Raw genomic sequence first — 26,437 nt, 5'->3', positions numbered from 1 at the left:
TCCATCATGACAGATTACGTTCTCTCCGAGGAAACGCGCGGCAAATACAAGCGCATCTCCACCGCCTCCATCGCCACGGCGCTCTATAAGCGCGGCCTGCGCAACCAGTTCATCCAGGGCGTGCTGCCGGTCTCGCCCAAGGCGGAAAACATGGTGGGTCAGGCCTTTACCCTGCGCTACATCGTGGCGCGGGAGGACCGCAACCCCATCACCATCTTCCGCAATGCCGATCACCCGCAGCGCGTGGCCATGGAAACCTGCCCGCCCGGCCATGTGCTGGTGATGGATGCCCGCAAGGACGCCCGCGCCGCCACCGCCGGCTCCATTCTCATCACCCGGCTGGCGCTCAGAGGGGCGGCAGGCGTCGTGTCCGATGGCGGTTTCCGCGATGTCACCGGCATTGGCGAACTGGATATGCCGGCCTATTGCGCCGGTCCATCCGCTCCCACCAATCTCACCCTGCATGAGGCCATGGACATCAACGTACCGATCTCCTGCGGCGATGCCCCGGTCTTTCCCGGCGACGTGCTGGTGGGCGACCGCGACGGCGTCATGGTCATCCCCGCCCATCTGGCGGAAGAACTGGCCGATGAATGCCTCGGCATGGAAAGCTACGAGGATTTCGTGCTGGAACAGGTGAAGGCCGGAACGCCGATCATCGGCCTCTACCCCTGCACAAAGGAAGAGCACCAGAAGCGCTATGAAGAGTGGCGCAAGGAAAACGGGCGATAAGGCGTACACTACTGCATAATTCCTTAAATCGGAATCGGTTTAAGGTAAAATTATGCAGCAGCTTCAAAGTGTTACGGCATCCTTTGTATGTTTGTTTTCAGTACACGACACGAAGCCTTGAGTGCGCGGCGTACCCCCCTCTGTCCTGCCGGACATCTCCCCCTCAAGGGGGGAGACCGCTTTGTAGCCCGCTCCTCAAACTCCAGAAATCTCTCCGATACAGGCAATTGCCGTGAGTTGAGAAAGTTTAGGATGGGTTTATCTTGCCGATCTCCCCCCTTGAGGGGGAGATGCCTGGCAAGGCAGAGGGGGGTGAGCGGCAGGCTCAAACCTTAGTGTCGTGTACTGTGGTGTTTGTTAAAACGCACGGCGCTGTACAGCATTTCAAGGAAAACCGGATTCCACTTTTCTCAGAACAATCCGTTACCGCCCATAAACGGCATAGCTGAAGTGATAGAGATCACCCTGCTTGCCGTAGAGATAGGGAAGCGAGATCTGCCCGACGGATTGCTGGGAAAGGCCGGGTTGGCTGTTTACCCAGTCGCGCATTGGCTGTGGCAATTCCGGCTCCGGGCGGCCCTTGTCGCGCCAGATCAGCATGACCGGCCGGTCGGGGGAAAGCGGCTGAGGCATCATGGCGCTGCCGGGTGCAACGCCCACCGGCAGGTCTGGCGCTGAAAGCCGGACATTGCCGGCAAGCTGCTGGTCAGAGGTCAGCACGAAGCCCGGGCGTTCCGGCATGGATTTCAGCATGGCCGTGATGGCGCGCGCGTAAGGAACGCTCTGTTTCTGGTATTCGATATAGGTCCCGGCCAGAAACACGCGCAGCGTCAGCGCCAGCGGCACCAGCACCATGATGACCAGCGCCACCGGCAGGAAGCGGTTCAGCGCCTTTTCCGGCCAGTGGCCGGAAGCCTCCACCTTCAAGGCGATGTAAAGCGGCAGCATCAGGAAGGAGGGAGCAAGCCAGCGATCCTTGATAAAGCTGACCCCGCCGAAGATCACCATCAGCGCCAGCATGACCACCACGAACGCCATGCTGCGGCCAAGCAGCCTGCTCCATTCATTGCCGCTCTTCAGCGTCTGGCGAACACCTTTGCCGAAGGGAATGAGCAGCAGCAGCACGGTCAGCGCCGCACTGGCCAGCGTTGCCGCCGTCAGCGAGCGCAGGCCGACGGCGATCTGGCCGGTCAGGGTCTTGAGCTTTTCATCGGTCATCTTGCCGATGGTGTTGCGGGTCGCTTCCTCCATATGGTCGAGAAACCACAGGCCGTGCGGCAGCACCACGGCAACGGCAATGGCCAGCGTCACCAGAAGCCGCCAGTCGAAAAGGCGGCGGCGGAAGGCAGGCTCAAGGCTAAGCGCGATCAGCGTGGCAAGCGGGATGAGCACGAAATTATATTTCGAGATCGTGCCGATGCCGATGGCAAGGCCCGTGAGGGCATAGAAGCCGAGGCTCGGCTGTTTCAGTGTCCTGATCAGGGCAAAGAAGAAGAGCGCGGTGGAGAAGATCAGCGCCACGGTATGGGTCAGGTCGCGCTGCGCCTCGAAGCTCACCTGCGGCATGGTGAGAATGGCGAGCGTGGCGATGACGGCGAGATCCCGGCTTTTCAGCAGCGTGAACCCCGTGGCCGCCATCAGCGCATAGCTGGTGAACAGCATGAGGTTCTTGAGCAGCGTCAGCGATAAAAGGCTCGGCCCCAGAAGCTCAACCACGCCATACTGTATCCAGTTGTAGAAGGGCGGCTGGCTGTCATAGCCGAGCGACAGAAATTGCGCGTAATAGAGCTGCTGGCCCTCATCCAGTTCCAGCGAGGCCGGAAGGGACAGGCGCACCAGCATGTTCAGCAGGAAATAGGCGCCCAGCAGCAGAAGAAGCGAGGAGGACCGTTGCCTGAGCGCCGCAATCATGATCAGGCATCCTTGCCATAGGTCTTGCGCACGATATAGGCGCGCGGCTCATCATAGGAGCGGGTCAGCATTTCCGCGACGATGCCGGTGGTGATCATCTGAATGGCCGCCAGGAACAGCATGACGCCGACAAGCAGCAGCGGACGTGTGCCGATATCCTCGCCCATCAGCTTGATCACGAAGAGATAGAAGAGGATCAGCGCGCTGATCGACCCGATGAAGAAGCCGATCATGCCGAAGAAGTGGCCGGGCCTCTGGCGAAAGCGCATGAAGAACAGCACCGCCAGCAGATCGAGAATGACGCGGGCCGTGCGGGAAATGCCGTATTTCGATGTGCCGAACTGGCGGGCGTGATGGTTCACCACCGTCTCGCCAATGCGCGAGGAGGGGATGACGCTGGCCACCCAGGCTGGAATGAAGCGGTGCATGCCGCCCATGATCCGCACCTGCTTGATGATGCTCGCGCGGTAGAGCTTCAGCCCGCAGCCATAATCATGGATGCGCACGCCGGTGACCTTGCCGATCAGCCGGTTGGCGCACCAGGAGGGGATCTTGCGCAGCACCAGCGCATCCTGCCGCGCCTTGCGCCAGCCGCAGAGCAGGTCGAGATCGCGTGCTTCCATTTCGGCGATCATGCCGGGAATGTCATGCGGATCGTTTTGCAGGTCGCCGTCGAGCGAGGCGATCAACCGGCCCCGGGCGGCATCGAAACCGGCCTGCAAGCCTGCGGCCTGGCCGAAATTGCGCTGAAACTCGATGATCTTCAGGTCGAGATCGGGCCGTGCCAGATAGGTCTGCGCGCGGCTCAGCGTGCGATCGGTGGAGCCGTCGTCGATGAGGATCAATTCCCAGGGCTTGCCGAAATCCTTGAGCGCTTCGGCGATGCGCTCGATCATCCGCCCGACATTTTCCTCCTCGTTCATGAAGGGCACCACCACCGACAACTCGATTTCGGGTGCGGCAACGGCTGGCGAGGAGGTAACGAAGTGATCGGTCGGCACGCGGGGACTCCGGAAAAGACTTAGCCTTTGTATGGCCGGGTGTTATAGGAAGCCGCGCCCGCGCGCAATTCGGAACCTTGGGACGCCATGACGCTGACTGCCAAAGAAACACAGAAATCATGGCTTCGCCGCCACGGCGTGTCGCTGATCGCGGTCGTTGCCATCGCCGCCTACACGGTTTTCGTGCAATGGATCTGGGGCTGGGCCTCTGTGTTGTCGGAATGGCGGCAGGTGGGGCTTTCCACCGTGGCACTGGCGCTGCTGCTCCTCGTCTCCACCGCGCTGGTGCGCGCCTGGCGCATCTATGATTACTTCCCGGCAGAGACGGCGGGGCGGTTCACCGCGCTGTTTCATCTGGCGCAGGTGCATAATCTCCTCAACATCATGCTACCCTTTCGCAGTGGGGAAACCAGCTTTCCGCTGCTGATGCGCAGCGAGTTTTCCGTACCGTTGCTCAGAGCCTCCTCGGCGCTTCTCGTCATGCGGCTGCTTGATCTGCATGCGCTGCTGGCCGCGGCGGGCCTCGGTATCGTGTTGCAGCGGGACGCCTGGATGCTGCCGCTTCTGGCCTGGCTCGGTTTCCTGCTGCTACCCATTCTCGGTTACTTTCTGAAAGGCCCGGCCTTAAAGTTTGCCCGTGCCCGGCTTTCCGGCAAGGCGCTGGCGCTGGTGGAAGGAGTGGAGGCCGGGCTGCCGATCCGGTTTGCCGATTTTCTGCGCGCCTGGGCCATGACGGTGGTGAACTGGGCCACCAAGGTTCTGGTTTTTGCCTGGGTGCTGAGCCTGATGGGCGTTCAGCCGCTGATGGCTGCCTTTGGCGGTGCTTCCGGCGGGGAATTGTCCTCGGTGCTGCCGTTCCATGCCCCGGCGGGTGTCGGCACCTATCCGGCAGGCATTGTTGCGGGGGCTGCGGCCTTCGGGGCCGCGACGAGCAATGATCTGGCGCGCGCCGCCGTCAATCTGCATCTCATCGTGATCATCTCCGCGCTGACCAGCACGGTTCTGTCGCTGGTGCTGAGCCACGCCTTTCCGTCTAGAGCACGTCCCATGAACACGGGTTCACCGGACGTGCTCTAAGCTTTTGTTTTTACGCATTTCCGGACGGAAAACCGCCACTACACTTTTCCTGGAAATGCTCTACAGCGCCGTGCGTTTTATAAAACGCATAAAGGACGCTGTAAGACTTTAAATCTGCTGCATAATTTTCGCCTTAAATCGATTCCGATTTAAGGAATTATGCAGTAGGCGCGGGTGAGCGGGAAAATCCTTCCGACAGCTCGAAAAGGGAAGCGATTTCCCTTTTCGTATCTGCCCGGCCATCCGATTCTTACTGGAAGGCGGTCTCGAAGAAACTTCTGAGCTTGCGGCTATGCAGCTTTTCCTGCGGCATTTCGGCAAGCTTTTGCAAGGCGCGGATGCCGATCTGCAAATGCTGGCTCACCTGCGTGCGGTAAAAGGCGCTGGCCATGCCCGGCAGCTTCAATTCGCCATGCAGCGGTCGGTCGGAAACGCAGAGCAGGGTGCCATAGGGCACGCGGAAGCGGAAACCATTGGCGGCAATCGTTGCCGATTCCATATCGAGCGCGATGGCGCGCGATTGCGACAGCCGCTTTACCGGTCCGCGCTGGTCGCGCAGTTCCCAGTTGCGGTTGTCGATGGTGGCAACGGTGCCGGTGCGCATGATCCGCTTCAATTCGAAGCCCTGATAGCCGGTCACCTCCTCCACCGCCGCTTCCAGCGCCACCTGCACTTCCGCCAGTGCTGGGATCGGCACCCAGACGGGCAGGTCGTCATCCAGAACGTGGTCTTCGCGCACATAGGCATGGGCCAGCACGTAATCGCCCAGCCGCTGGCTGTTGCGCAGCCCGGCGCAGTGGCCCAGCATCAGCCATGCATGTGGCCGCAGCACGGCGATATGGTCGGTAATCGTCTTGGCGTTGGAGGGGCCGACGCCGATATTGACCATGGTAATGCCGGCATGCCCCTTTTTCTTCAGGTGATAGGCCGGCATTTGCGGCAGGCGGGCCAGCGGCGAACCGGAAGACGGCGCGCTTTCACCGCTTTTGGTGATGATATTGCCGGGTTCGACAAAGGCGTAATATTCTTCGCTGCCCTCTGCCATCAAAGCGCGGGCATAGGCGCAGAACTCGTCCATGTAGAACTGGTAGTTGGTGAAGAGCACGAAATTCTGGAAATGCTCCGCCCCGGTGGCCGTGTAATGCGACAGGCGCGCCAGCGAGTAATCGATGCGCTGCGCCGTAAAGGGCGCAAGAGGATAGGGCTGGTCAGGCGCTGGCTCGTAATCGCCGTTGGCGATCTCGTCATCCGTGGTGGAAAGGTCCGGCGTATCGAAAATATCGCGCAGCGTAATATCTGCGAGACCGTTGCCTTCCGCCTCCACATGCGCGCCTTCGCCAAAGGCGAAATGCAGCGGGATCGGCGTGGCCGATTCCGACACCCGCACCGGAACCTGATGGTTGCGCATCAGAAGCTCAAGCTGTTCCTGCAGGTAATGCCGGAAGAGATGCGGTCTGGTGAGCGTGGTGGTGTAGAGGCCGGGCGAGGTCACGTGACCATAGGAAAGGCGCGTATCGAGATGGCCGAAACTGTTGGTTTCGATGCTGACCTGCGGATAAAAGGCGCGGTAGCGCCCGGCAACCGGCGCTCCCTTGGCAAGCCCTGTAAAGGCGCCGATCAGGAAGCGGGTGTTGCGATCGTAAATTTCCGTCACGGCGTCGACCGCGGCGGCAGCGTCGGTGAAATAGCGCGCCTCATAGGCGGGCGGGCTGACGAAGTTCAAAGGTGTGTTGGGCGTGATTCGTGTGTTCATGAGACTTTATATAACGGTCTCTCTGACAAGCAAACGACAGGTGTCTCTTCAGAAGCAGCTATCCCGCCTTGCCACTGTTATCGCTCAGGATCGCGGAAAAGCCGCCGCCATGGCCATGGCGAAGAGGCCGGTTGTGATTGAGCACCAGCGTGGAAAAGGACACGGCAAACACGGCCATCAGCGCAGTAATGGCTGTCAATCGAATCGCTACAGGCATCATCGGCATATCCCCCTTGAATGTTGTTTTATCATAAAACAATCGGGCTGGTGCGAAGCTGTTGCCAGTACGCGGGTTGGTTGGGGCCAAGCCATATCCGGATGGCCCCGGGCCTGACAGTCTGTTCAAGAATTGCTGCTGGCCTGGCGAAAATAGTGATTTCGAGAACCGGAACGGAGCGTACTTAGAGCGCTTTTCGATCTGATTAAATCAGATCGGCGCTCTAAGCTTCTATTTTTGAAGCATAATCTTGCCGATCCTCGTTTCACTCCGGTCGGATTATGCTCTAACGTACGTGAGTACCGGAAGCGCAGAAATTGCCATTTGCAGACGGCCAGCGGCGATTCTTGGACGGAGTGTGAGGGATCAGAGCTTCGTCCAGGTCTGACTCTTGCATAGAACCGCCAGAACGCAGCCCTTCAATTGCAGCGAGGTGCCGGAGACTTCGGCGGAGCCGGTATAGGTCTTGTCGTTGGTGGGATCTGTGATCTCGCCCTTATAGCTTGCGCCGGTACCGGCCAGCTTGCCAATCATCTTGCCTGCATGCTTTCCGGTTTTCAGCGTGATGCAGAAATCCTTGCCGCAGATGCCAATGGCCGCGGTTTCGCCGCTGGCGGTTTTCCAGTTGCCCTCGATCGGCTCGGCGGCAAACGCGCTTCCGGCGGCAAGGGCTGTGATGAGCGCCGCAACGGCTGCAAAGTGTTTCATGGGTTTCCTCCTTCTCCTCCGATGATATCGGAGCCGCATCTTGTGGCAGGCGGTTTGAAAAGTAAATGACGCGCACGTAAGCGTAAGAATTTTCCCTGTTCCTGTTTCAGAAGGGTGCAGCCCAACCGCCAACGTGGTGAACAAAGGCTTAATCCAAACCCGTGAACATCCGGTAAAATTAACCGAAAGCCCCGGGATTGCAGGGCCTCTACGCTGGCTGGCAATACAGGTTTACAAAAGGTTTTCACAGTGTTTTCAGAGCATTAATCATGGATTTTAAGCGGATCTTGGCAGGGCGGTGGCATGATGGGTTTCAAGAAGCGCAGGGCAAACCTGCCGAATAAAAACAAGACAGGCGAGATGAAATCTGCGGGGTAAGCCGCCGGAAGAGCGGCTCCCCCGCCAGCATTCAAACAGGAAGATCCAATGGCAAAGCTGGACATGATGACCGAGAGCAAGATCGCCGGGAAAGGCGAGAGCCAGGCCGATACCTACCGCGTTCTGGGGCTGATGTATGCCACCGGCAAGGGCTGCGACCGCAACCTTGTGGCCGCCCATAAATGGCTGAACATCGCCGCCATCAAGGGCTGCGACAAGGCGGCCAAACTGCGCGCCGATCTGGCCAGCGCCATGCGCAAGGACGAACTTGCCGAAGCGCTTCGCGAAGCGCGGGAATGGATGACCATTCATTGATTTTTACTGCATAATTCCTGAAATCGGAATCGGATTTAAGGATAAAATTATGCAGCAGATTTAAAGCGCTACAGCGCCGTGCGCCATACATGGCGCACGGCGCTGTAGCGCGTTGTAAGCCGCTTATCTCAACGCCGCCAGCACCTTGGGCAGGCTTTCCGCAAACAGATCGAGATCGGGCTCCAGCCCTGCGCTGACGCGAATGCAGCGATTGAGCGGGGCGACCCCCGGCATGCGGATGAAAACCCCGTGCTGCATCAGGCCATCGACGATGGCGCGGGCAAAGGGCTGATCGCGCCCGCAATCGATGGCCACGAAATTCGTGGCCGAGGGCAGGGCGGTGAGCCCGTTTTCCGTGGCAATTGCCGCAATTCTCTCCCGTGCCACGGCAATTCTGCCGATGACCTGCCGCAGATAGGCCTGATCGGAGAGTGCCGCCAGCGCTGCCGCTGTCGAGCTGCGCACCATGCCGAAGTGATTGCGGATCTTGTCGAAAGCCGAAACCGTTCCCGGCATGCCGATGGCATAGCCGATCCGCGCCCCCGCCAACCCGTAGGCCTTCGAGAAGGTGCGCATGCGCAGCACATTCGGCAGATCGATCAATGCATCCGCCGGGGGAATGGCGTTGGCCGGCGCCGTCTCACCATAGGCTTCGTCGAGGATGAGCAAACACGTTTCCGGCAGGGCGCGGGCAAAACGCACCACATCGGTCGCATCCCACCAACTGCCCATGGGATTGTCCGGATTGGCGAAATAAACGAGCGGCGCATTTTCGCGCTTCACGGCCTCCAGGAGGCCATCCAGATCCTCGCGGTCATCGCGATAAGGCACGGTGACCAGCCGCCCGCCAAAGCCGTTCACATGAAAATTGAAGGTGGGGTACCCGCCGAAGGATGTAACCACCGGCAGGCCGGGCTCGATGACCAACCGCACCGTCAGCCCCAGCAGGTCGTCAATGCCCTCGCCGATGGCAAGATTGTCCGGTTTTACACCGTGATGGGCGGCAAGTGCCATCTTCAATGCGTGATTCTCCGGATCGTTGTATTTCCAGATGTCAGCCGCCGCTTCGCTCAGTGCTGCCATGGCGCGAGGTGAGGGACCGAAACCACTCTCATTGGCCCCGATCCGCGCCAGCACCGCCTTGCCCGTCTGCCGTTCGATGGCTTCGGGTCCCACAAAGGGCACGGTGGAGGGAAGAGATGCGATGAGCGGCGTGAAACGGCAAAAGCTTTGACTGGACATGGCAACCGGACTTAGACCAGGGCGAAGACGCCCCGCCTGGAATTGAACCACCACCATGCCCCAAGGCATCGGATGGCTATGGGTTTAAGACCGGCATTCCTAGAGCATTTCCAGGAAAAGGGGAAGCCGGTTTTCCGTTCGGAAATTCGTAAAAACAAAGAGTTAGAGCGTTTCGATGTTTCCGTGAAACACTGAAACGCTCTAACAGGTCGAAATCGACCTCACAATCACCTGGGACACGTCCGGTGAACATGGGTTCACCGGACGTGTCCCAGGTGATTGCTTTTACGCATTTCCGGACGGAAAACCGCGATTGCACTTTTCCTGGAAATGCTCCAGGCTGTTACCGCTGCAGGCGGCCTGTTCCGGGCTGTACCGTCTTTTGCCCTTGTTCCTTGTTGCCACCCATCACGAAATCCGTGCGGATGATGCGCTGAAGCAGTTGCTCGGAAATCGGCATGATGAATTTCACCCCGGCGCGGTTGCCGTTGCGATAAACCTCCGCACAGCCGATGCGCGTCGCAAGCCCGAGAATTTCCAGATAATAATGCGAGGGCAGGCCGATGCCCGTATCCATCTCGATCCCGGCGCCGCCGCGGGAAATATCCAGCACGGTGGCGCTGCGCATGGTGATGCCGCTCAGGCCTGGCCGCACCGCCATGATGCGCGCGGGACGGCGCACATAATAGCGCTCCCAGCGGCGCTCATACATTTCAGACGTCACAGTCGCCAGATGCGTTCCCGGAAGCATGGCATCTCCATGAAAAGGAATGGGATGATGATCACTTTGGCTGCAATCTCTTGCATTCAGGCAAATAATATGTGCTGCATTTTACGCAATTCGCCGATTTCGGGACGGTGGCGACAGGCTCAAATTTCAAAAGACAGCTTCACCACATGGTGCAGGAATTCGGCATCGATCAGCATGTTGAAACCGATCACCACCTTTTCCTGCTCGCGGCGCATCAGTGTGCAGCCGATTTCATCGCGAATGCCGAGGATTTCCAGATAGAAGTTTTTCGGCACCGGCAGGTAACGGCTCACCTCGAGCTCCGCGCCATGCAGCGAGATGGTGCGGATCAGGCAGCGCACCGTGGTGCGAGTGCTGAGATGATGACCAACAAAGATGATACGCCCGGGGCGATCCACTGTGAATTTTTGAAACACCTGATCGCGCGGGATCGTCTTCTTGGCATTGGGAACTGTCTGCAATGACATGACACCCTCCTGAATCTTCGTGCCATGACCTTAATTTACAGCAGCTTTCCTAATGCTTTATCTTCATTCGCCGTTAAAATTGCATTTTGCAACTTCATGGAAAGTCGCTGGGTCGCCGCCGCTTGACGCTCCCGGCTGGACTGGATAGGCCTGCTTCAAAACGAGATTGCCGGGCCGCAAGCCCGCGGAGGCTTTATGGCGGATCCAGTCATCATCATCGGCGCCGGTCAGGCTGCCTTTTCTTTTGCAAACCGGCTGCGCCAGCTGGGCCATGAAGCACCCGTCACGATGATTGGCCTTGAGCCGGAACCGCCTTACCAGCGTCCGCCACTCTCCAAGAAATATCTGCTGGGCGAGATGAGTTTCGACCGGCTGCTGCTGCGCCCTCTCTCCTGGTATGAAGAGAATGGTGTGGAGTTGAGGCTCTCCACCTGGGTGGAGGAGATCGACCGGGATCAGCGCCAACTGTGCCTGCAAAACGGCGAGCGACTCTCTTATAAAACATTGGTTCTGGCCACGGGCGCGTCTCCCCGCACGCTTCCCGCGCCAATGGGTGGCGATCTTGCGGGTGTCTACACCGTGCGAGACAAGCAGGACGCTGACAGGCTTGCCACGGTGATGCGGCCGGGCGCGCGCCTGCTGATCGTCGGCGGCGGCTATATTGGCCTGGAAGCCGCAGCCGTTGCCCGCCATCTCGGTCTGGAGGTGACGGTGATCGAAATGGCGGAGCGCATTCTCGCCAGGGTCGCAGCTGCGGAAACGGCGGATGCGGTGCGCGCGCTGCATCAATGCCATGGCGTAACCATACGGGAAAAGACCGGTCTCTCCCGCCTGATCGGCGAGGCAGAGCGGGTGGTGGCTGCCGAGCTTTCCGATGGCAGCGTCATCGAGGTGGATCTCGTCATCGCAGGCATCGGCGTTACGGCCAATGACGTGCTCGCTCGCAAGGCCGGGCTTGCCGTGCAGAATGGTATTGTCGTGGACGCGCATGCGCGCACCTCCGATCCCGATATCTTCGCGGTGGGAGATTGTGCCATGCTGCCCTATCAAGGCGCGCTCATCCGGCTCGAATCGGTTCAGAACGCTGTGGATCAGGCCGAAGCCGCCGCCGCCATGGTGGCTGGCGGTGACAAGCCTTATGAGCCGAAGCCCTGGTTCTGGTCCGATCAATATGATGCAAAACTCCAGATCGCCGGACTGAATCTCGGTTATGATGAAACGCTGACCCGGGCAGGCACGCGTCAGGGAAGTCTTTCTGTCTGGTATTATCGCCAGGATCGCCTGATCGCTGTCGATGCGATCAATGATGCAAAAGCCTATGTCACCGCCAAGAAGCTGCTGGACCAGGGCTTGAGCGCCGACAAGCAGATCGTCGCCGATCCGCAAAGCGATCTCAAACAGCTTCTGGCCTGAGCAACCTCCTGGCTGACAACAAAAAAGCCGCCCGATGGGCGGCTAAACGCTTGAAGTCTATGGCGGAGAGGAAGGGATTCGAACCCTCGATACGCTTTTGACGTATACTCCCTTAGCAGGGGAGCGCCTTCGACCACTCGGCCACCTCTCCGGTGCGGGTTGATTAGGGTGAAGCCGCTCCGATTGCAAGCGCTTTTCTCTCTTTCAACGGAGAAAAAGATAGGTCTCCACAGATGAGGTTGCGTGGGCTCAGTCTCTCCCCTTCGAGGGAATCAGCAAAGGCAAAAGCAGAATCGCTGTCCAGATTCGCGACAGGTCCACAGGCGAAAATGGCGCCTCGCACCGGTTCGCTTTGCTGCGGGCCGGTCCGGTCATGTCCGTCCAAGGTCGATTTTAAGGCCAGAATCATCGGTCACACCCGGTTTTCCCCAGGTCGGCAACTTCAGGCGCGAGGAAAGCCAGCCATTCTTATTTATTGTTTTTGAAGGCGTTTCTTAACGAAGTGTAAAAATTTAACGACGTCGGACGGGCTCTTTGTGTCCTTTAAGCAACATCGCTTCGGGAAGGGTAGCTGGAAAAGGGCCGGAACCGTGTTTGCCAATTGCATGGGCGGCAGCCTTTTGTATTTTCAGCATCAGAAGTCGATCGAGGCCGTTCGACTTCGCAGATCACAGGGGACGAGGCAGGGGACGCTGCCTTCAGCCGGTAAACAGATCAAAGAAACTTGACTGGAGGTCAATATGAACATCAAGAGCCTTCTTCTCGGCTCCGCTGCCGCTCTCGCTGCAGTATCCGGCGCTCAGGCTGCCGACGCAATCGTAGCTGCCGCTCCCGAGCCGGCTGAATATGTTCGCGTTTGCGACGCTTTCGGCACGGGCTACTTCTACATCCCGGGCACCGAAACCTGCCTTCGCGTTAAGGGCTATGTCCGTTTCGAAGTTCAGGGCAACAGCAATGACGGCGACTCTTCCTGGTCCGGTAGCCGCGACTGGAACGCCCGTACGCGTGGTCTCGTAACCTTCGACGCCAAGAACGACTCCGAACTCGGCACGATCGGTTCCACGATCACCGTTCGTACCTGGGCTGACGAAAACGGCGGCAGCCTCGAACTCGACGAAGCCTTCATCCAGGTTGCTGGCTTCCAGGTTGGTTCCTTCTACAACTACTTCGATACGGGTCTGTCCGGCGAAACCGACGACCTGGGTTCGAACCGTCTGAACTCGATCGCCTACAACTACAAGTCCGACGCCTTCTTCGCTGGCATCGCTGTTGACGAGCTGACCGGCTTCTACAGCCGTACGCGTGACCTCACCACTGGTCTTGCTGATCCGTATGGCAAGAACAACCGCGTTGGCGTTGAAGGCCAGATCGGTGGTTCCTTCGGTCCGGTTACCGCAACCCTGCTCGGCGGCTGGGATGCTGCTGCCAACGACGGTGCCGTGCGTCTGCTCGCTACCGCCAATGTTGGCCCGGGTGTTCTCGGCGTTGCCGGCCTGTACTCGACCGGCGCTTCTGCCTACTACGACAAGGCTGAGTGGACCATTGCCGCTGAATACGCTGCAAAGATCACCGATCGCCTGACCCTGACGCCTGGCGTTCAGTACTTTGCCAACACCGAAATCACCAGCACGTCCGGTGATTACGGCGGTCGCGACATCTGGAAGGGTGGTCTGACCCTCGACTACAAGCTTGCTGAAGGCCTGACCACGAAGGTCTCCGCTCAGTACCAGGATCATTCCTGGAGCAACAACGACGACGTATGGTCTGGCTTCGTTCGCCTGCAGCGTTCGTTCTAATTATCTCTTAGGAGATAAGAATAAGGCCAGGCCCCGTCGGGATACGGGGCCTGGTCTATATGCCGGGGGGCAAACAGCAAGAGCGGTTCATAGAGAGTTCTTCTCTATTTCCTAAACGACAAACTGGAGATCAAACATGAATATGAAGAGCCTTCTTCTCGGCTCCGCTGCTGCTCTGGCAGCAGTTTCCGGCGCGCAGGCTGCCGATGCTATCGTTGCCGCTGCCCCGGAACCCGCTGAATATGTCCGCGTTTGCGACGCCTTCGGCACCGGCTATTTCTACATCCCCGGCACGGAAACCTGCCTGCGCATCAAGGGCTATGTCCGCTTTGAAGTTCAGGGCGCCAGCGATAACAGCCTCGGCGATGACCGTAACTGGAACGCTCGTACGCGCGGTCTGGTGACCTTCGACGCCAAGAACGACTCCGAACTCGGCACGATCGGTTCCACGATCACCGTTCGTACCTGGGCTGACGAAAACGGCGGTAGCCTCGAACTCGACGAAGCCTTCATTCAGGTTGGTGGCTTCCAGATCGGTGAATTCTACAACCCTTGGGATAGCGATCTCTCCGGTGAGACCGACGATATCGGTTCGAACCGTCTGAACTCGATCGCCTACAAGTACAAGGCCGACAACTTCTTCGTATACGGCTCTGTTGACGAGCTGACCGGCTTCTACAGCCGCACCGGCGACCTCGCCATCGGCTACGACCCCTACGGCAAGAACAGCCGCGTTGGTCTTGAAGCTCAGGTTGGTGGCACGTTCGGCGTGATCAACGCCAACCTGCTCGGTTCCTGGGACTTCGCAACGAACGACGGTGCCGTTCGTGGTTTGGCCACGGCTGAAGTTGGCCCGGGCGAATTTGGCATTGCTGCCATCTACTCCACCGGCGCTTCGGCTTACTATGACCTTGCCAAGTGGACCGTTGCTGCTCAGTACGCTGCAAAGATCACCGACAAGCTGACCCTGACCCCCGGCGCTCAGTACTGGGGTGAAACCGAAGTTGACGGCCGTGGCGAATACTTCGGTCGCGACATCTGGAGAGCTGGTCTGACGGTTGACTATAAGCTGGCTGAAGGTCTGACCACCAAGGTTTCCGCTCAGTACGAAAACCACAACTGGTCTGGTGACGACGACGTTTGGCTCGGCTTCGTTCGCCTCGAGCGCTCGTTCTAATTCCAGAACAGCTTACGGAAAGCCCGGCCATTGTGCCGGGCTTTTTGCATTTTCAGGTCTCAATCTGGAGAGGCCGAAAACGGGCATTCGGCCAGATGTTTACCGTCAGATCATTGCCTCTATGATCTGGCAGGTCGCGTCTTAGAGCATAATTCGACCGGAGTGAAACGAGGATCGATAAAATTATGCTTTAAAAATAAAATGTTAGAGCGCCGATCTGATTCCATCAGATCGGCGCTCTAAGCATGTGACCAAACATCAAGCCAAAAAATGGCCAATCGTTGCTGCGAGAGGATCGAGATGCAGCACAGGGGTATGACCTTGGCCCGTTGCCACGATTTCCCGCGCGTCGGGATGGCGATTGATCATGTCCGCACAGGTCGCCTTTGAAAGAAGCCTGGAGTGTTCCCCGCGGATGATGAGCAGGGGAAATTGACGCAAGCTTTCAAATTGTTCCCAAAGCTCAGGAATGGGCTTATCGAAATCGATGGCGGTGATTTGCGATGCAATGGCTGCATCATAGTCGGAGCTGAAGTGTCCTCCGTCTTCGCGATAGATCGCCCGGCCCATCTCATCCCAGTCATCAGCGTTAAGAATCGGAAAAGCCGCTCCATGGATTTTTCGAAGCCAGTTGGCGCAAGCCTCCCAAGACCTGAGGGTGGGGCGCTCTGAAAGATAGGCCTTGATGTGTTGAAGGCCTTCAGCATCGATACGCGGACCGATATCATTGAGGACGATCCGACGGATCAGGGCAGGGCGCACCGGCGCCAGCAGATGCAGGATCAGTCCACCCCGGGAAGAGCCGATAAAATCGGCTTGCTGCACGCCTATCTGATCCAGCGCGGCCATCACATCCTGGGTTTCCTGCCAGAGATTGTAGTGGGCCGGATCGGGGTCGCGATCGGAATTGCCGCGACCGCGGGAATCCATGGCAATCACCCGCCGATGAAAGGGTGCGGCGGCCAGATACCTGGCCAGGCCATCGAAGTCGCGGTGGTTTCGGGTCAGTCCCGGCAGGCAGACCACGGGTGGCTGAGCGCTGTCGCGCCCATAAATCCGCAGATAGAGGGTTAGCCCATCCGCTGTCTTCACCCATGTATCCTGCACGTCGATCTGCTCTTCCATCAGATAACTGACCTTTCTTCTGCCGCAACGTTCATCGTCATGTTTCGGCAGAAGAAAAGAGACGTCAAGGGGCGCATTGCCGGGCGCGCCCTACCGTCCGAAGCGAAGGTCGTGCTCGATATCGGGCTGCTGGCCGAGACGGGTCTTGTAGATCTGATAGTTCTCCATGACCCGCTGCACATAGCTGCGGGTTTCAGGGAAGGGGATGCGCTCGATCCAGTCCACAACGTCATCGATTGGCATGCCGCGCGGATCGCCATAACGGCCCATCCATTCCGGAACGCGTTTCGGCCCGGCATTATAGGCGACGAAGGTGAGGATATAGGAGCCGCCAAAGGCGTCGATCTGCTCGCCGAGATAATGCGCCCCAAGCGTTGCGTTATAGGCAGCATCCTGGGTGAGTTTGTCCGGCGCAAAGGCCAGCCCATGCCGTTGCGCCACCGCCTTGGCGGTGGCCGGCATCAGTTGCAGCAGGCCCTTGGCATTGGCTGCTGAAACCGCTGCCGGGTTAAAGGCGCTTTCCTGCCGGGCGATGGCATAGGCAAGCGCCTTGCCGGAGCCGGATATATTGGCACTGGCGGGAATGACGCCGACCGGGAAGGCAAGGGCGGGCACGTTGATGCCACGGCCATAGGCGGTTTTGCCGATTTGCAGCGATAGTTGATGATTGCCCGCGCGTTCGGCCTTGGCCGCCAGCAGCGCCAGTTCGCCGGGACTGTCCAATTGTTCGGCCAACGCCCGATAGAGGCTCGCCGCACGCCAGCCATGCCCCGCCGCCTCATAGCGATCGATGGCTTCCACAGCCTCCCGATTGGCAAAATGGCTGCGCTCTTCCTGCGTCGGGGAGGGGTAGCGAATATCCAGCCGGGTCCGTTTCAGCCGCGCACCAGCCAGTTGTCCGTAGAAGGTGCCGGGATAATCCGCCGCCTTGGCAAAATCTTCCCGTGCGGCGGCGCTATTGCCTTGCGCTTCATCCGCACGGCCCAGCCAGTAGTAAGCCCGCGAGGCAGAGAGCGGTCGATTGGAGGCGGAGAGAATGCGGCGGAAATGCTGACTGGCCGTGCGCGGATCGTTCAAACCTCTCAGCGCGTACCAACCCGCGTGGAATTCCGCATCAACGATATCGACGGGATCGGTGGCCGAGTGGCGCGCCGCGACCTGATAGGCCGCTCGGAACTTCCCATCATCGGCAAGGCCTCGCGCCACGATCCGCCGCTCGTTCCACCATTCCCCAGGATTGACCAGTTGTGCGGGATCTCGCGGCGCCTGCATCAGAAGCTTGGCGGCTTCCTCATAATTTTCCTGCCGCCGCTGATATTCGATCCGCGCAAAGAGCAGCGCCGGGTCGGAGGCCCAACGCGCATCCACGGCCTTGATCAGCGCCACCGCGCGCGATGATTTGCTCAGCACCGCATCCCAGGCAGCATAGAGCGATTGCGCCTGACCGAGACCTGCAAAGCGTTTGGCTTGGCTGGTGCGGCCCCGATACATCAACAGGTCCATGCGGGCCTTATGGTCGGCGGCAGACAGAAGCGGTCCAAATTCCTTGAGGATCCGGTCTTCCGTCGCTGTATCCAGCGTCTCTTTCCGCCAGAGCGGCTTGATCAACTGCGCGGCCTTGCCCTGATCGCCTTGCGTCATGTGGGCCCGCGCCAGGATGATCGTGCCTTCGGTCGTCTCCGGCCGTGTGCCGCCAAAGGCGGCGATCACGGCACCGGGCTCCGGATTTTCGCGGTAAAGCGCCTTTTCCGAATTCGAGCGGAAGGCCGAAAGCCCCGGCCAACCCGCCAGTTCGCGCTGGGCGCGGGCAATTTCGGCAGAGGGAATGCCCGGCAGGCCGGACATGGCAATCGACCAGGTCAGCATGTGGCGGTCGAGCCCGTTCGGCATGGAATCGCGGATCGCAAGCGCCTTCAGCCCGTCACGATCCGAAAGCGCATCCAGCCCGGCTTTGAGGGCTGACGCCTGCACCGGCTGCGGCACGGTGCGGGGAATAGAGCCGGTGACGTCTGTGGTGGAGACGCTCGCGCCTAATGAGGGTGGGCGGTTGGCGGGCAGCGGCATATCCGGCGCGGCAAAGCCAACTGAGCCGCCGGTCAGCATGACAAGGCAGAGCGATAAAGCGGTGCTGAGCGGAAAGGACCGTCTCATCATTGGTCTCTCGGATGAAAACTGCATGCCTTCCATTAGCGTTCAGCCTGCTTAACGAAAGCTTACCATAGTGCTGACAATCCCGTGTTTCAATGAAAAGACCCTCCGGGCTTTTTCCTGACTTGATGATTGCAACGAAAGACAATGCTTCATGGACACCGTTCTTCCCGGGAGTGGGAGCGTCTTTCACAGCAAAATACGGCAATTGCGGGTCCTGCAAGGTTGAAAACCCGCTAAAGCGCGCTTGTATGGCTTTGATCTCGGCAGTAATGTCCGCGTTTATGGAGATATGGCACGGGGAGGAATCGCCGGCTTTGCTCCGGTTTATTGTGTTGCGCATCCTTCCCGAAAACCGGCTGGCACCTTTGGGCATGCGCTTTGGTGGAAGATACGGCCTTTGCATCAGGTGGCCGTCAGGAGTCTAGAATGTTCCAGGGATCCATTCCCGCACTGGTAACCCCCTTCACGGATAACGGAGCAATCGACGAAGCGGCCTTTGCCGCGCATGTGGAATGGCAGATCGGGGAGGGCAGTTCCGGCCTGGTGCCGGTCGGCACCACCGGCGAATCGCCGACCCTTTCCCATGCCGAGCATAAACGTGTCGTCGAACTGTGCGTCGAGGTGGCGAACAAGCGGGTGCCGGTGATCGCAGGTGCGGGCTCCAATAATACCGTCGAAGCCATCGATCTTGCCCAGCATGCCGAAAAGGCGGGCGCCGATGCGCTGCTGGTGGTGACGCCTTATTACAACAAGCCGACGCAGAAGGGCCTGTTCGCCCATTTTTCCGCCGTGGCGCAATCGGTTTCCCTGCCGATCATCATCTACAACATTCCGCCGCGTTCGGTCATCGACATGAGCCCGGACACGATGGGCGCGCTGGCAAAGGCGCATCAGAACATTGTCGGCGTCAAGGATGCTACTGGCAAGATCGAGCGTGTGTCCGAACAGCGCCAGGCCTGCGGCAAGGATTTCATCCAGCTTTCCGGCGAAGACGCGACAGCGCTGGGCTTCAACGCCCATGGTGGTGTTGGCTGTATTTCCGTGACCGCCAATGTCGCGCCGCGCCTCTGTTCCGAGTTCCAGGCCGCCATGGCGGCTGGCGATTACAAGACCGCGCTTGACTACCAGGATCGCTTGATGCCGCTGCACAAGGCGATTTTCCTTGAGCCGGGCCTCTGCGGTGCGAAATATGCGCTGCATCGGCTGGGCCGCATGGGCCGCACCAGCCGCCTGCCGCTGCTCTCCACGCTGGAACCCGCAACCGAAGCGGCAATCGATGCCGCCCTGCAACATGCCGGGCTCCTGAATTAAGGTCTGGTGCAACATGGAAAAGAGCTGTCTGGTTGTGGCGGCTCTTTTTTCGAGTGTAGCCTTGCACTACATAATACCAAGGCTCGAAGATGCTTACGCATCCTCGCCATGAAGAATTCGCAGTGGCAGTTCCCGTTGCCGCTTCTGCATGAAAGAATTGGAATTGGATCATGGCACCCAAAGGCAGCCAGCGCGTCGTCAGGAAAATTGTCGCGGAAAACCGCAAGGCCCGCTTCAATTACGAAATCATCGATACCTATGAGGCGGGCCTGGTGCTGACCGGCACGGAGGTAAAGTCCCTGCGCGATGGCAAGGCCAATATTGCCGAATCCTATGCCTCGGACGAGCATGATGAAATCTGGCTGATCAACTCGCATCTGCCTGAATATCTGCAGGCCAATCGCTTTAATCACGAGCCGCGCCGCCGCCGTAAGCTGTTGCTGAGCAAGCGTGAGATCAACCGCCTGCGGGCCGCGATCAATCGCGAGGGTATGACGCTCGTGCCGCTGAAGATCTATTTCAACGACAAGGGCCGCGCCAAACTGGAACTGGCGCTGGCCAAGGGCAAGAAGCTGCATGACAAGCGCGAGACCGAGAAGGAACGCGACTGGAACAGGCAGAAGAGCCGCCTGCTGAAAAGCGGCTGAGTTTCAAATTCCAGACAAAACAGAACAGGGCCTTATACGAACGGTCATTGAAGATGACCGTTCGTATTCCCTTTTCGAATATCTCAAGCCTCAGATGCAGTTGAGATATTCGAAATTCCTTCAAGGCGAGGATGCACTACAGCGCCGTGCGTTTTATAAAACGCACAAAGGACGCTGTAAGACTTTAAATCTACTGCATAATTCCTTAAATCGATTCCGATTTAAGGAATTATGCAGTAGCATCTTCGAGCCTTGGTATTACGGCCCTGTTTTGATTCCGTCTTATTCGCGGGGAAATTCCAGCCCCATTTCGCGGAAGCGTTCGGGATCGTCGCCCCAGTTTTCGCGCACCTTGACGAACAGGAAGAGGTGCACCGGCTGTTCCAGGATTTCGGAGAGTTCCTTGCGGGACGCGGTGGAGATGGACTTGATTGCCTCGCCATTCTTGCCCAGCACGATCTTTTTCTGGCTGTCCCGCTCTACATAGATGACCTGTTCGATGCGAACGGAGCCATCCTTGCGCTCCTCCCACTTTTCGGTCTCGACATGCGAGGAATAGGGCAGTTCCTGATGCAGCCGCAGGAAAAGCTTTTCACGGGTGATTTCGGCGGCAAGCTGGCGCATCGGCAGGTCAGAAATCTGATCCTCCGGATAGTACCACGGGCCTTCCGGCAGAGTTTCGGCCAGATAGTCCATCACATCCGTGCAGCCGGAGCCGGTGGTGGCGGAAATCATGAAGGTGCGCTCGAACTTGACCTGTTCATTGGCGGCAGAGGCGAGCTTCAGCAACTGCTCGGGCTGAACGCGGTCGATCTTGTTCAGCACCAGCAGTTTCGGCTGCGGCACATCCTTCAGGCTTTCGAGAATGGCCTCGGCATCGCCGCGCAGGCCGCGCTCGCTGTCGATGAGCAGCAGAATGACATCGGCATCCTTGGCTCCACCCCAGGCGGAGGTGACCATGGCGCGATCCAGTCTGCGGCGCGGCTTGAAGATGCCGGGCGTATCCATGAAAACGATCTGCGCCTGGTTATGAATGGCAATGCCGCGCATCACCGCCCGGGTCGTCTGCACCTTGTGGCTGACGATGGAGACCTTGGCCCCCACAAGCCGGTTGACCAGCGTGGACTTGCCGGCATTGGTGGGGCCGATCAGCGCCACGAAGCCGGAATGCGTGGCCGCGCCCGCAGCCGCGCTCTGGTCTTGTGAAGGGGTCGTGTCAAACTCGGTCATGGATATCCGTTCAAAGTGAGCGCTTCACGGCGTTCGTAAGCGCCTTATCTTTCTTGTGCATCGGATTTCCCCGAAAACCGGTTTCGACGTCTCGGTCCGATGCTCTATTTTCGCATGTCATCAGGGCAGGCCGCAACCCATTGCTGGGGGGAAGATTTACCGTGCGGACTGTGGCGGCTGCTCCGCCGCCTCCCACACACCTTCCCGCTCCAGCAGGCGTGTCGCTGCCGCCTGTTCCGCCGCCCGCTTCGAGCGGTCGATACCCTTTTCCGGCTCAACCCCTGGAATTTCCACCGTCACTGTGAAGCGCGGATCATGGTCCGGGCCGGAGCGCTCGGCAATGCGATAGACGGGCGTGGTCGCAAATTTCGCATGCGCCCATTCCTGAAGCTCTGTCTTGGCGTCACGCCGTCCGGCATTGGCGCCGCTGGCCCGTTCGGCCCAGAAGCGCAGCACGAAACGGCGGGCAGCCTCCAGTCCGTCATCGAGATAGATGGCCGCGATCAGGCTTTCCACCACGTCGGCCCGCACGTTCAGCATGTGCTTGCCGGTAAGTTTCTTTACGTCGGCACCGGTGCGGATGAAGCGATGCAGCTCCAACTCGTCGGCCACGGCGGCACAGGTCTCGGCGCTGACCAACTGGTTCAGCCGCACCGAAAGCTCGCCTTCGCTGGCGGTCTTGAACTGCCCGAACAAATGTTCGGCCACGCAGAGGCCAAGCACACGGTCGCCCAGAAATTCCAGCCGCTCATAGTCACTGCCCTTGGACGGGCGGGCGCTGGCATGGGTCAGCGCCCGGTCCAGCCGCTCCTTGACGGCGAAGCTATGGCCGATGGCGGTCTCGATCTTCTGCCGGTCGTCAGGTGAAAGGGCCTTCGGCGCCTTCATCGAACCACCCTGAAAATGCGATCCCAGCGCATATTGGACGGCCATTTCCAGATTTCGCGGAAGGACGTGTCGTTGCCGAGCGAGAAGAAGATGACCGAGGCGCGGCCCACGAGATTTTCGGCGGGCACATAGCCTACGTCGAAGCGGCTATCGAGCGAGTTGTCGCGGTTATCGCCCATCATGAAGTAATGGCCGGGCGGCACGACAAATTCCTGGGTATTGTCACCGCGCGAAAACGGCGTCTGGTCCAGCGTGTCATAGGTCACGCCATTGTCCAGGGTTTCGCGGAAGACGGGCACGTTGATGCCGGGATCCAACCGGTAATCGGAGGTGAAGCTGCCGTCCGGCACCTTCGGCACTGGCTGACCATTGACGTTCAGCACGCCGTTGATCACCTGGATACGATCACCCGGCAGGCCGACGAGGCGCTTGATGTAGTCGACATCCGGATTGGGTGGAAAGCGGAAAACCACCACATCGCCCCGCTTCGGCTCGCTGGAGAAGATGCGGCCCGAGAACAGATTGAGCGAAAACGGCAGCGAATATTTCGAGTAGCCGTAGGCGAACTTGTTGACGAAGATATAGTCCCCCACCAGAAGCGTCGGCATCATCGAGCCGGAGGGAATGGTGAAGGGCTGGAACAGCAAGGTGCGGATCACCATGGCCAGCACCAGGGCCTGAATAATGACCTTGATGTTTTCCCAAAGGGCACTCTGCTTCTTCTCGACCTTATCCGTCACGCCTGTCTCTTTCCTTGTTCATCAGACAAGGCTTCTCTAGTCCCTAAACAGGGCCTCGGCAACGGAAAAACCGTTGTATCACGCGGATGCGACAATCGCGGACCGGGCATGAGCCGCAGGAGATCAGGGATAAAAATCATGACGGGTGTCAGAGGTCGATCATGACCTCGATCAGGCGGCGATCGCGCCGCCTCGATAGGTGCATCCGAAGGCAGATGCTTTCCATGTCCGCCGGAGGCGCATGCCACCGGACAGTCTCTCCGCGACTGGCCATCAAAACCGCAGGCCAGCCATGCATTCACTGAATAGCGTTAGACGCTGCGGCGGAACATGCCGGTGTCGATCTGGCGCTGGCGAAATTCGAGATCGAGACGATCCTGAGCGCCGCTGAGATAGGCCATTTCCCGTTCCTGAACGCTGGGAACGCGGAGAGCGCGGGCGAATTTGCGAATGGGACCAAACATTGTCGTGTTTCCTTTTCCTCGTTTGCAAGGAAAAGATAATGCTGCTGCGCACAAAGCACCAGTTCCAAGCTGCTGGATCAGCTATGCGTAAAACGCATGTCAACGGATTTGTTGCCGGTATTTTACCTGGATATGATCATTTTTTGATCATATCCAGGCGGGTCAATCATAAACCCGCTTGGCCGTGGCAATGCAGTCCAGCTCCTTCAGTTGCGACAGCAGCTGGTTGAGCTGGCGCAGATCCCAGACCTCGAGGTCGAAGGCCATTTCCGTGAAGTCGGCGGCAATGCGCACCATGGTCAGCAGGCGGATGTTGATATCCAGCCCGGCAATCAATTGCGCCACCTTGGCCAAGGTACCCGGCTCGTTGATGGCATTCACCAGCACGCGGGCATAGAAGCGCGACTTGTTGGCCTCGTCCAGATCCCAGCGCACGTCGATCCAGCGTTCCGGCTCATCATCGAATTTCTGCAGCGCCGAGGCCTGGATCGGGTAAATGGTAATTCCCTTGCCCTCTTCCATGATGCCGACGATGCGATCCCCGGGCACGGCGCCTGCCGGGGAGAAGTGCACCTCGATATTGTCGGCCAAACCGCGAATGGGCAGGGGGTCGGGCGTCTGACTGTCGCCCGCGCCATTCTCCGCCGGGGTATCGGCCTTTTTGCGGCCCTCCGGCAGCTTGAACATCATGCCGCTGGCCGAACGCATGTTGAACCATCCCTGGTCCATGGCCGGTTTCACCGTGACGCGCTCGTCCTGATAATCCGGGAAGACGGCGCGCAGCACATCGAGCGAGGACATCTCGCCCCGTCCGACGGCGGCAATGGCATCCTCGACGTCGCGATGCGCCAGACGATGCAGCACCGGCTTCATCAACTCCTTGGAGAAAGGCTTTCCGGCACGCTCGAAGGTGCGCTCCAGAATACGATAGCCGAGGCCGGAATATTGCTTGCGGATGGCCATGCGCGTGGCGCGGCGAATGGCGGCGCGCGCCTTGCCGGTCACCACGATCTCTTCCCATGCGGCTGGCGGCACCTGCACGCCGGAGCGGATGATCTCCACCTCGTCGCCATTGTTGAGCCGGGTGACCAGCGGCATGATGCGGCCATTGATCTTGGCGCCCACACAGGTGTCGCCGATATTGGTGTGAACCGCATAGGCGAAATCGATGGGGGTGGCGCCGCGCGGCAGCGCAATCAGCTTGCCCTTCGGTGTGAAGCAGAAGACCTGGTCCTGGAACAGTTCCAGCTTGGTATGCTCCAGGAATTCTTCCGGATTGTTCGCCTCCGCCAGCGCCTCGATGGTGTGGCGCAGCCAGGAATAGGCATTGCTTTCCCGCGGCAGCAACTCACCTTCGCCGCTGGTCGGTGTTTCGCCGTCCTTATAAAGCGCGTGCGCAGCAATGCCGAATTCCGCGATCTCATGCATGCGCCGGGTGCGGATCTGCAGCTCGATACGCTGGCGGGACGGGCCGACGATGGTGGTGTGCAGCGAGCGGTAATCGTTCTGCTTCGGCGTGGAGATATAGTCCTTGAAGCGCCCGGGTACCACGCGCCAGCGCGTGTGGACGATGCCAAGCGCTCGGTAGCAGGAGGAAACGTCATCCACCAGCAGTCGGAAGCCATAGACATCCGACAGCTGTTCGAAGGAAAGTGACTTCGACTGCATCTTGCGGAAGACGGAGTAGGGCTTTTTCTGCCGCCCTTTGACCCCCGCGCCCAGCAGGCCGTTCGCCACCAGCAATTCGCGCAGTTCGTCCTCGATCTTGGTGATCAGGCCCTCATTGCGGCGGGAAAGCTCCTCCAGCCGCTTGGTGACTGTTTCATAGGCTTCCGGATTGATATAGCGGAAGGAGAGATCCTCCAACTCGTCGCGCATGTCCTGCATGCCCATGCGGCCCGCCAGCGGCGCATAGATTTCCATGGTTTCTTCGGAAATACGGGCGCGCTTGTCATCGCGCATGTGCTCCAGCGTGCGCATATTGTGCAGGCGGTCAGCGAGCTTCACCAGCAGCACACGCACGTCGTCGGAGATGGCCAGGAGCAGCTTGCGCAGGTTTTCCGCCTGCTTGGCCTTCTTGGAGACGAGATCGAGCTTTTTGAGCTTGGTCAGCCCCTCGACCAGCCGCCCGATATCCTCGCCGAACAGTTCGTCGATTTCCTGGCGGGTGGCGGTGGTGTCCTCGATGGTGTCATGGAGAAGCGCAACCGCAATGGTCGATTCGTCCAGATGCATGTCGGTGAGGATGGCGGCCACTTCCAGCGGATGCGAAATATAGGGATCGCCACTGGCGCGTTTTTGCTGACCATGCTTCTGCATGGCATAGACATAGGCCTTGTTGAGCAGCGCCTCGTTTGCGTCGGGCTTGTATTTTTGCACCCGCTCCACGAGCTCATATTGCCGCATCATTCCAAGGCTACTCCATCAAAAGAAAAAGCGCGCCAATCCGCAAGCGATTGGCGCACAGGAAACAGGCCGTGGGGAAACGGAAAAAGCCGGACCGTTGCGGCTCTTTCCCGGTTCCAATCAGTAATCGTCGCTCTTTTCCGGCGGTACGAGGCCTTCGATGCCGGCCAGAAGCTCTTCTTCCGACATCTGGTCGAAGGTCAGCGTCTCGGGCAGGTCGTCTTCCTCGTCGGCGCGGCCAATGATCTGGCCGGACTGCGGCTGGGCATCCTGCTCCGGCTCGTCCACTTCCACATGCTTCTGCAGCGAGTGGATCAGGTCTTCCTTCAGGTCGTCGGGCGAAAGAGTTTCGTCTGCAATTTCGCGTAGTGCAACTACGGGATTCTTGTCATTGTCACGATCGACGGTAATCTGCGATCCTTGCGAAATCTGCCTGGCTCGATGACTTGCGAGCAAAACAAGCTCGAATCGGTTATTAACCTTGTCAATGCAGTCTTCAACGGTGACGCGGGCCATTGCCTGTCCTTTTCGTTCTTT

24 protein-coding genes and 1 tRNA gene are annotated in these 26,437 nt (G+C 59.1%); 8 read left to right on the top strand and 17 right to left on the bottom strand.

Annotated features, from left to right (window positions below):
* Nucleotides 1-6: 6 nt before the first annotated feature.
* The gene (locus QO005_RS02740; RefSeq protein ID WP_307156410.1) at nt 7-732 is read left to right on the top strand and encodes a ribonuclease activity regulator RraA; all 726 of its coding nucleotides are present in this window, start codon (nt 7-9) and stop codon (nt 730-732) included.
* A 423-nt stretch (nt 733-1,155) separates the two neighbouring features.
* Here the strand turns inward: QO005_RS02740 and QO005_RS02735 are convergent, their stop codons facing one another.
* Together QO005_RS02735 and QO005_RS02730 are read right to left on the bottom strand one after the other, a co-directional pair.
* Nucleotides 1,156-2,643, bottom strand: coding sequence for an ArnT family glycosyltransferase (locus QO005_RS02735; RefSeq protein WP_307156409.1), 1,488 nt, complete (start codon nt 2,641-2,643; stop codon nt 1,156-1,158).
* A gap of 2 nt (nt 2,644-2,645) precedes the next feature.
* Nucleotides 2,646-3,644 carry a glycosyltransferase family 2 protein gene (locus tag QO005_RS02730; protein ID WP_307156408.1) on the bottom strand — a complete coding sequence of 333 codons (999 nt, stop codon included), beginning with the start codon at nt 3,642-3,644 and terminating at the stop codon, nt 2,646-2,648.
* Between the two features lie 87 nt (nt 3,645-3,731).
* On the opposite strand from QO005_RS02730, the gene QO005_RS02725 reads away from it, so the two are divergent.
* A complete protein-coding gene (locus QO005_RS02725) occupies nt 3,732-4,721 on the top strand; it encodes a lysylphosphatidylglycerol synthase domain-containing protein (RefSeq protein ID WP_307156407.1) in 990 nt (329 codons plus the stop codon).
* Nucleotides 4,722-4,971: 250 nt separating this feature from the next.
* Here QO005_RS02725 and QO005_RS02720 read toward each other — a convergent pair whose 3' ends face one another.
* The 3 genes from QO005_RS02720 to QO005_RS02710 all read right to left on the bottom strand — a co-directional run bounded on the left by QO005_RS02720 (nt 4,972) and on the right by QO005_RS02710 (nt 7,399).
* Nucleotides 4,972-6,474, bottom strand: coding sequence for an AMP nucleosidase (locus tag QO005_RS02720; RefSeq protein ID WP_307156406.1), 1,503 nt, complete (start codon nt 6,472-6,474; stop codon nt 4,972-4,974).
* A gap of 58 nt (nt 6,475-6,532) precedes the next feature.
* Complete coding sequence (locus QO005_RS02715) at nt 6,533-6,694, bottom strand: hypothetical protein (RefSeq protein ID WP_307156405.1); 162 nt, start codon at nt 6,692-6,694, stop codon at nt 6,533-6,535.
* Nucleotides 6,695-7,057: 363 nt separating this feature from the next.
* Nucleotides 7,058-7,399, bottom strand: coding sequence for a DUF2147 domain-containing protein (locus QO005_RS02710; protein WP_307156404.1), 342 nt, complete (start codon nt 7,397-7,399; stop codon nt 7,058-7,060).
* A 426-nt stretch (nt 7,400-7,825) separates the two neighbouring features.
* Here QO005_RS02710 and QO005_RS02705 point away from each other — a divergent pair, with 426 nt between their 5' ends.
* Complete coding sequence (locus QO005_RS02705; RefSeq protein ID WP_307156403.1) at nt 7,826-8,092, top strand: SEL1-like repeat protein; 267 nt, start codon at nt 7,826-7,828, stop codon at nt 8,090-8,092.
* A 123-nt stretch (nt 8,093-8,215) separates the two neighbouring features.
* Here the strand turns inward: QO005_RS02705 and QO005_RS02700 are convergent, their stop codons facing one another.
* From QO005_RS02700 to QO005_RS02690, 3 genes are all read right to left on the bottom strand, one after another.
* Nucleotides 8,216-9,334: a pyridoxal phosphate-dependent aminotransferase gene (locus QO005_RS02700; protein ID WP_307156402.1), complete on the bottom strand. Its 1,119-nt coding sequence runs from the start codon at nt 9,332-9,334 to the stop codon at nt 8,216-8,218.
* A gap of 343 nt (nt 9,335-9,677) precedes the next feature.
* Complete coding sequence (locus QO005_RS02695; protein ID WP_307156401.1) at nt 9,678-10,085, bottom strand: PilZ domain-containing protein; 408 nt, start codon at nt 10,083-10,085, stop codon at nt 9,678-9,680.
* A gap of 119 nt (nt 10,086-10,204) precedes the next feature.
* Nucleotides 10,205-10,552, bottom strand: coding sequence for a hypothetical protein (locus QO005_RS02690; RefSeq protein ID WP_307156400.1), 348 nt, complete (start codon nt 10,550-10,552; stop codon nt 10,205-10,207).
* A gap of 195 nt (nt 10,553-10,747) precedes the next feature.
* Between QO005_RS02690 and QO005_RS02685 the strand changes: the two genes are divergently transcribed.
* The gene (locus QO005_RS02685; protein WP_307156399.1) at nt 10,748-11,965 is read left to right on the top strand and encodes an NAD(P)/FAD-dependent oxidoreductase; all 1,218 of its coding nucleotides are present in this window, start codon (nt 10,748-10,750) and stop codon (nt 11,963-11,965) included.
* Between the two features lie 60 nt (nt 11,966-12,025).
* On the opposite strand, the gene QO005_RS02680 is transcribed toward QO005_RS02685, so the two are convergent.
* Nucleotides 12,026-12,116: transfer RNA gene (locus tag QO005_RS02680), tRNA-Ser, on the bottom strand.
* Nucleotides 12,117-12,705: 589 nt separating this feature from the next.
* On the opposite strand from QO005_RS02680, the gene QO005_RS02675 reads away from it, so the two are divergent.
* Nucleotides 12,706-13,761, top strand: coding sequence for a porin (locus QO005_RS02675; protein WP_307156398.1), 1,056 nt, complete (start codon nt 12,706-12,708; stop codon nt 13,759-13,761).
* A gap of 136 nt (nt 13,762-13,897) precedes the next feature.
* Nucleotides 13,898-14,938, top strand: a complete 1,041-nt coding sequence (locus QO005_RS02670; RefSeq protein WP_307156397.1) for a porin — start codon at nt 13,898-13,900, stop codon at nt 14,936-14,938.
* A gap of 258 nt (nt 14,939-15,196) precedes the next feature.
* On the opposite strand, the gene QO005_RS02665 is transcribed toward QO005_RS02670, so the two are convergent.
* Together QO005_RS02665 and QO005_RS02660 are read right to left on the bottom strand one after the other, a co-directional pair.
* The gene (locus QO005_RS02665; RefSeq protein WP_307156396.1) at nt 15,197-16,063 is read right to left on the bottom strand and encodes an alpha/beta fold hydrolase; all 867 of its coding nucleotides are present in this window, start codon (nt 16,061-16,063) and stop codon (nt 15,197-15,199) included.
* Between the two features lie 90 nt (nt 16,064-16,153).
* A complete protein-coding gene (locus tag QO005_RS02660; protein ID WP_370877994.1) occupies nt 16,154-18,166 on the bottom strand; it encodes a lytic transglycosylase domain-containing protein in 2,013 nt (670 codons plus the stop codon).
* A 474-nt stretch (nt 18,167-18,640) separates the two neighbouring features.
* Here QO005_RS02660 and dapA point away from each other — a divergent pair, with 474 nt between their 5' ends.
* Together dapA and smpB are read left to right on the top strand one after the other, a co-directional pair.
* Nucleotides 18,641-19,525, top strand: a complete 885-nt coding sequence (gene dapA / locus QO005_RS02655) for a 4-hydroxy-tetrahydrodipicolinate synthase (RefSeq protein WP_307156395.1) — start codon at nt 18,641-18,643, stop codon at nt 19,523-19,525.
* A gap of 170 nt (nt 19,526-19,695) precedes the next feature.
* Nucleotides 19,696-20,172: an SsrA-binding protein SmpB gene (gene smpB / locus QO005_RS02650; protein ID WP_307156394.1), complete on the top strand. Its 477-nt coding sequence runs from the start codon at nt 19,696-19,698 to the stop codon at nt 20,170-20,172.
* Between the two features lie 282 nt (nt 20,173-20,454).
* On the opposite strand, the gene era is transcribed toward smpB, so the two are convergent.
* The 6 genes from era to rpoZ all read right to left on the bottom strand — a co-directional run bounded on the left by era (nt 20,455) and on the right by rpoZ (nt 26,416).
* Nucleotides 20,455-21,402: a GTPase Era gene (gene era / locus QO005_RS02645; RefSeq protein ID WP_307156393.1), complete on the bottom strand. Its 948-nt coding sequence runs from the start codon at nt 21,400-21,402 to the stop codon at nt 20,455-20,457.
* A gap of 156 nt (nt 21,403-21,558) precedes the next feature.
* Entirely contained in the window at nt 21,559-22,290 is a 732-nt protein-coding gene (rnc, locus tag QO005_RS02640; RefSeq protein WP_307156392.1) for a ribonuclease III, read from the bottom strand.
* Nucleotides 22,287-23,030, bottom strand: coding sequence for a signal peptidase I (lepB, locus tag QO005_RS02635; protein WP_307156391.1), 744 nt, complete (start codon nt 23,028-23,030; stop codon nt 22,287-22,289). The genes rnc and lepB overlap by 4 nt, the downstream gene beginning before the upstream one ends.
* A gap of 311 nt (nt 23,031-23,341) precedes the next feature.
* Nucleotides 23,342-23,494 (bottom strand): DUF3563 family protein, encoded by a 153-nt coding sequence (locus QO005_RS02630; protein WP_307156390.1) that lies wholly within the window; start codon nt 23,492-23,494, stop codon nt 23,342-23,344.
* A gap of 162 nt (nt 23,495-23,656) precedes the next feature.
* Entirely contained in the window at nt 23,657-25,903 is a 2,247-nt protein-coding gene (locus QO005_RS02625) for a RelA/SpoT family protein (RefSeq protein WP_307156389.1), read from the bottom strand.
* 117 nt (nt 25,904-26,020) lie between these two features.
* Nucleotides 26,021-26,416, bottom strand: coding sequence for a DNA-directed RNA polymerase subunit omega (gene rpoZ / locus QO005_RS02620; RefSeq protein WP_307156388.1), 396 nt, complete (start codon nt 26,414-26,416; stop codon nt 26,021-26,023).
* Nucleotides 26,417-26,437 lie beyond the last annotated feature (21 nt).

It is taken from the genome of Allorhizobium paknamense, from assembly GCF_030815125.1.
Lineage (GTDB): Bacteria > Pseudomonadota > Alphaproteobacteria > Rhizobiales > Rhizobiaceae > Allorhizobium > Allorhizobium paknamense.
Note: the sequence above shows the minus strand (reverse complement) of the source record. Positions and strands in the feature narration are given on the sequence as shown.

Excerpts from the sequence above, each read along its gene's own strand:
- QO005_RS02705 (WP_307156403.1), top strand. The coding sequence starts at position 7,826 with ATGGCAAAGCTGGACATGATGACCGAGAGCAAGATCGCCGGGAAAGGC.
- QO005_RS02625 (WP_307156389.1), bottom strand. The coding sequence starts at position 25,903 with ATGATGCGGCAATATGAGCTCGTGGAGCGGGTGCAAAAATACAAGCCC.
- rpoZ (WP_307156388.1), bottom strand. The coding sequence starts at position 26,416 with ATGGCCCGCGTCACCGTTGAAGACTGCATTGACAAGGTTAATAACCGA.
- era (WP_307156393.1), bottom strand. The coding sequence starts at position 21,402 with ATGACCGAGTTTGACACGACCCCTTCACAAGACCAGAGCGCGGCTGCG.
- dapA (WP_307156395.1), top strand. The coding sequence starts at position 18,641 with ATGTTCCAGGGATCCATTCCCGCACTGGTAACCCCCTTCACGGATAAC.
- QO005_RS02670 (WP_307156397.1), top strand. The coding sequence starts at position 13,898 with ATGAATATGAAGAGCCTTCTTCTCGGCTCCGCTGCTGCTCTGGCAGCA.
- rnc (WP_307156392.1), bottom strand. The coding sequence starts at position 22,290 with ATGAAGGCGCCGAAGGCCCTTTCACCTGACGACCGGCAGAAGATCGAG.
- QO005_RS02725 (WP_307156407.1), top strand. The coding sequence starts at position 3,732 with ATGACGCTGACTGCCAAAGAAACACAGAAATCATGGCTTCGCCGCCAC.
- QO005_RS02720 (WP_307156406.1), bottom strand. The coding sequence starts at position 6,474 with ATGAACACACGAATCACGCCCAACACACCTTTGAACTTCGTCAGCCCG.
- QO005_RS02675 (WP_307156398.1), top strand. The coding sequence starts at position 12,706 with ATGAACATCAAGAGCCTTCTTCTCGGCTCCGCTGCCGCTCTCGCTGCA.
- QO005_RS02735 (WP_307156409.1), bottom strand. The coding sequence starts at position 2,643 with ATGATTGCGGCGCTCAGGCAACGGTCCTCCTCGCTTCTTCTGCTGCTG.
- QO005_RS02710 (WP_307156404.1), bottom strand. The coding sequence starts at position 7,399 with ATGAAACACTTTGCAGCCGTTGCGGCGCTCATCACAGCCCTTGCCGCC.
- QO005_RS02715 (WP_307156405.1), bottom strand. The coding sequence starts at position 6,694 with ATGATGCCTGTAGCGATTCGATTGACAGCCATTACTGCGCTGATGGCC.
- QO005_RS02660 (WP_370877994.1), bottom strand. The coding sequence starts at position 18,166 with ATGCTGACCGGCGGCTCAGTTGGCTTTGCCGCGCCGGATATGCCGCTG.
- QO005_RS02700 (WP_307156402.1), bottom strand. The coding sequence starts at position 9,334 with ATGTCCAGTCAAAGCTTTTGCCGTTTCACGCCGCTCATCGCATCTCTT.
- QO005_RS02665 (WP_307156396.1), bottom strand. The coding sequence starts at position 16,063 with ATGGAAGAGCAGATCGACGTGCAGGATACATGGGTGAAGACAGCGGAT.
- QO005_RS02740 (WP_307156410.1), top strand. The coding sequence starts at position 7 with ATGACAGATTACGTTCTCTCCGAGGAAACGCGCGGCAAATACAAGCGC.
- QO005_RS02630 (WP_307156390.1), bottom strand. The coding sequence starts at position 23,494 with ATGTTTGGTCCCATTCGCAAATTCGCCCGCGCTCTCCGCGTTCCCAGC.
- smpB (WP_307156394.1), top strand. The coding sequence starts at position 19,696 with ATGGCACCCAAAGGCAGCCAGCGCGTCGTCAGGAAAATTGTCGCGGAA.
- QO005_RS02695 (WP_307156401.1), bottom strand. The coding sequence starts at position 10,085 with ATGCTTCCGGGAACGCATCTGGCGACTGTGACGTCTGAAATGTATGAG.
- QO005_RS02685 (WP_307156399.1), top strand. The coding sequence starts at position 10,748 with ATGGCGGATCCAGTCATCATCATCGGCGCCGGTCAGGCTGCCTTTTCT.
- QO005_RS02690 (WP_307156400.1), bottom strand. The coding sequence starts at position 10,552 with ATGTCATTGCAGACAGTTCCCAATGCCAAGAAGACGATCCCGCGCGAT.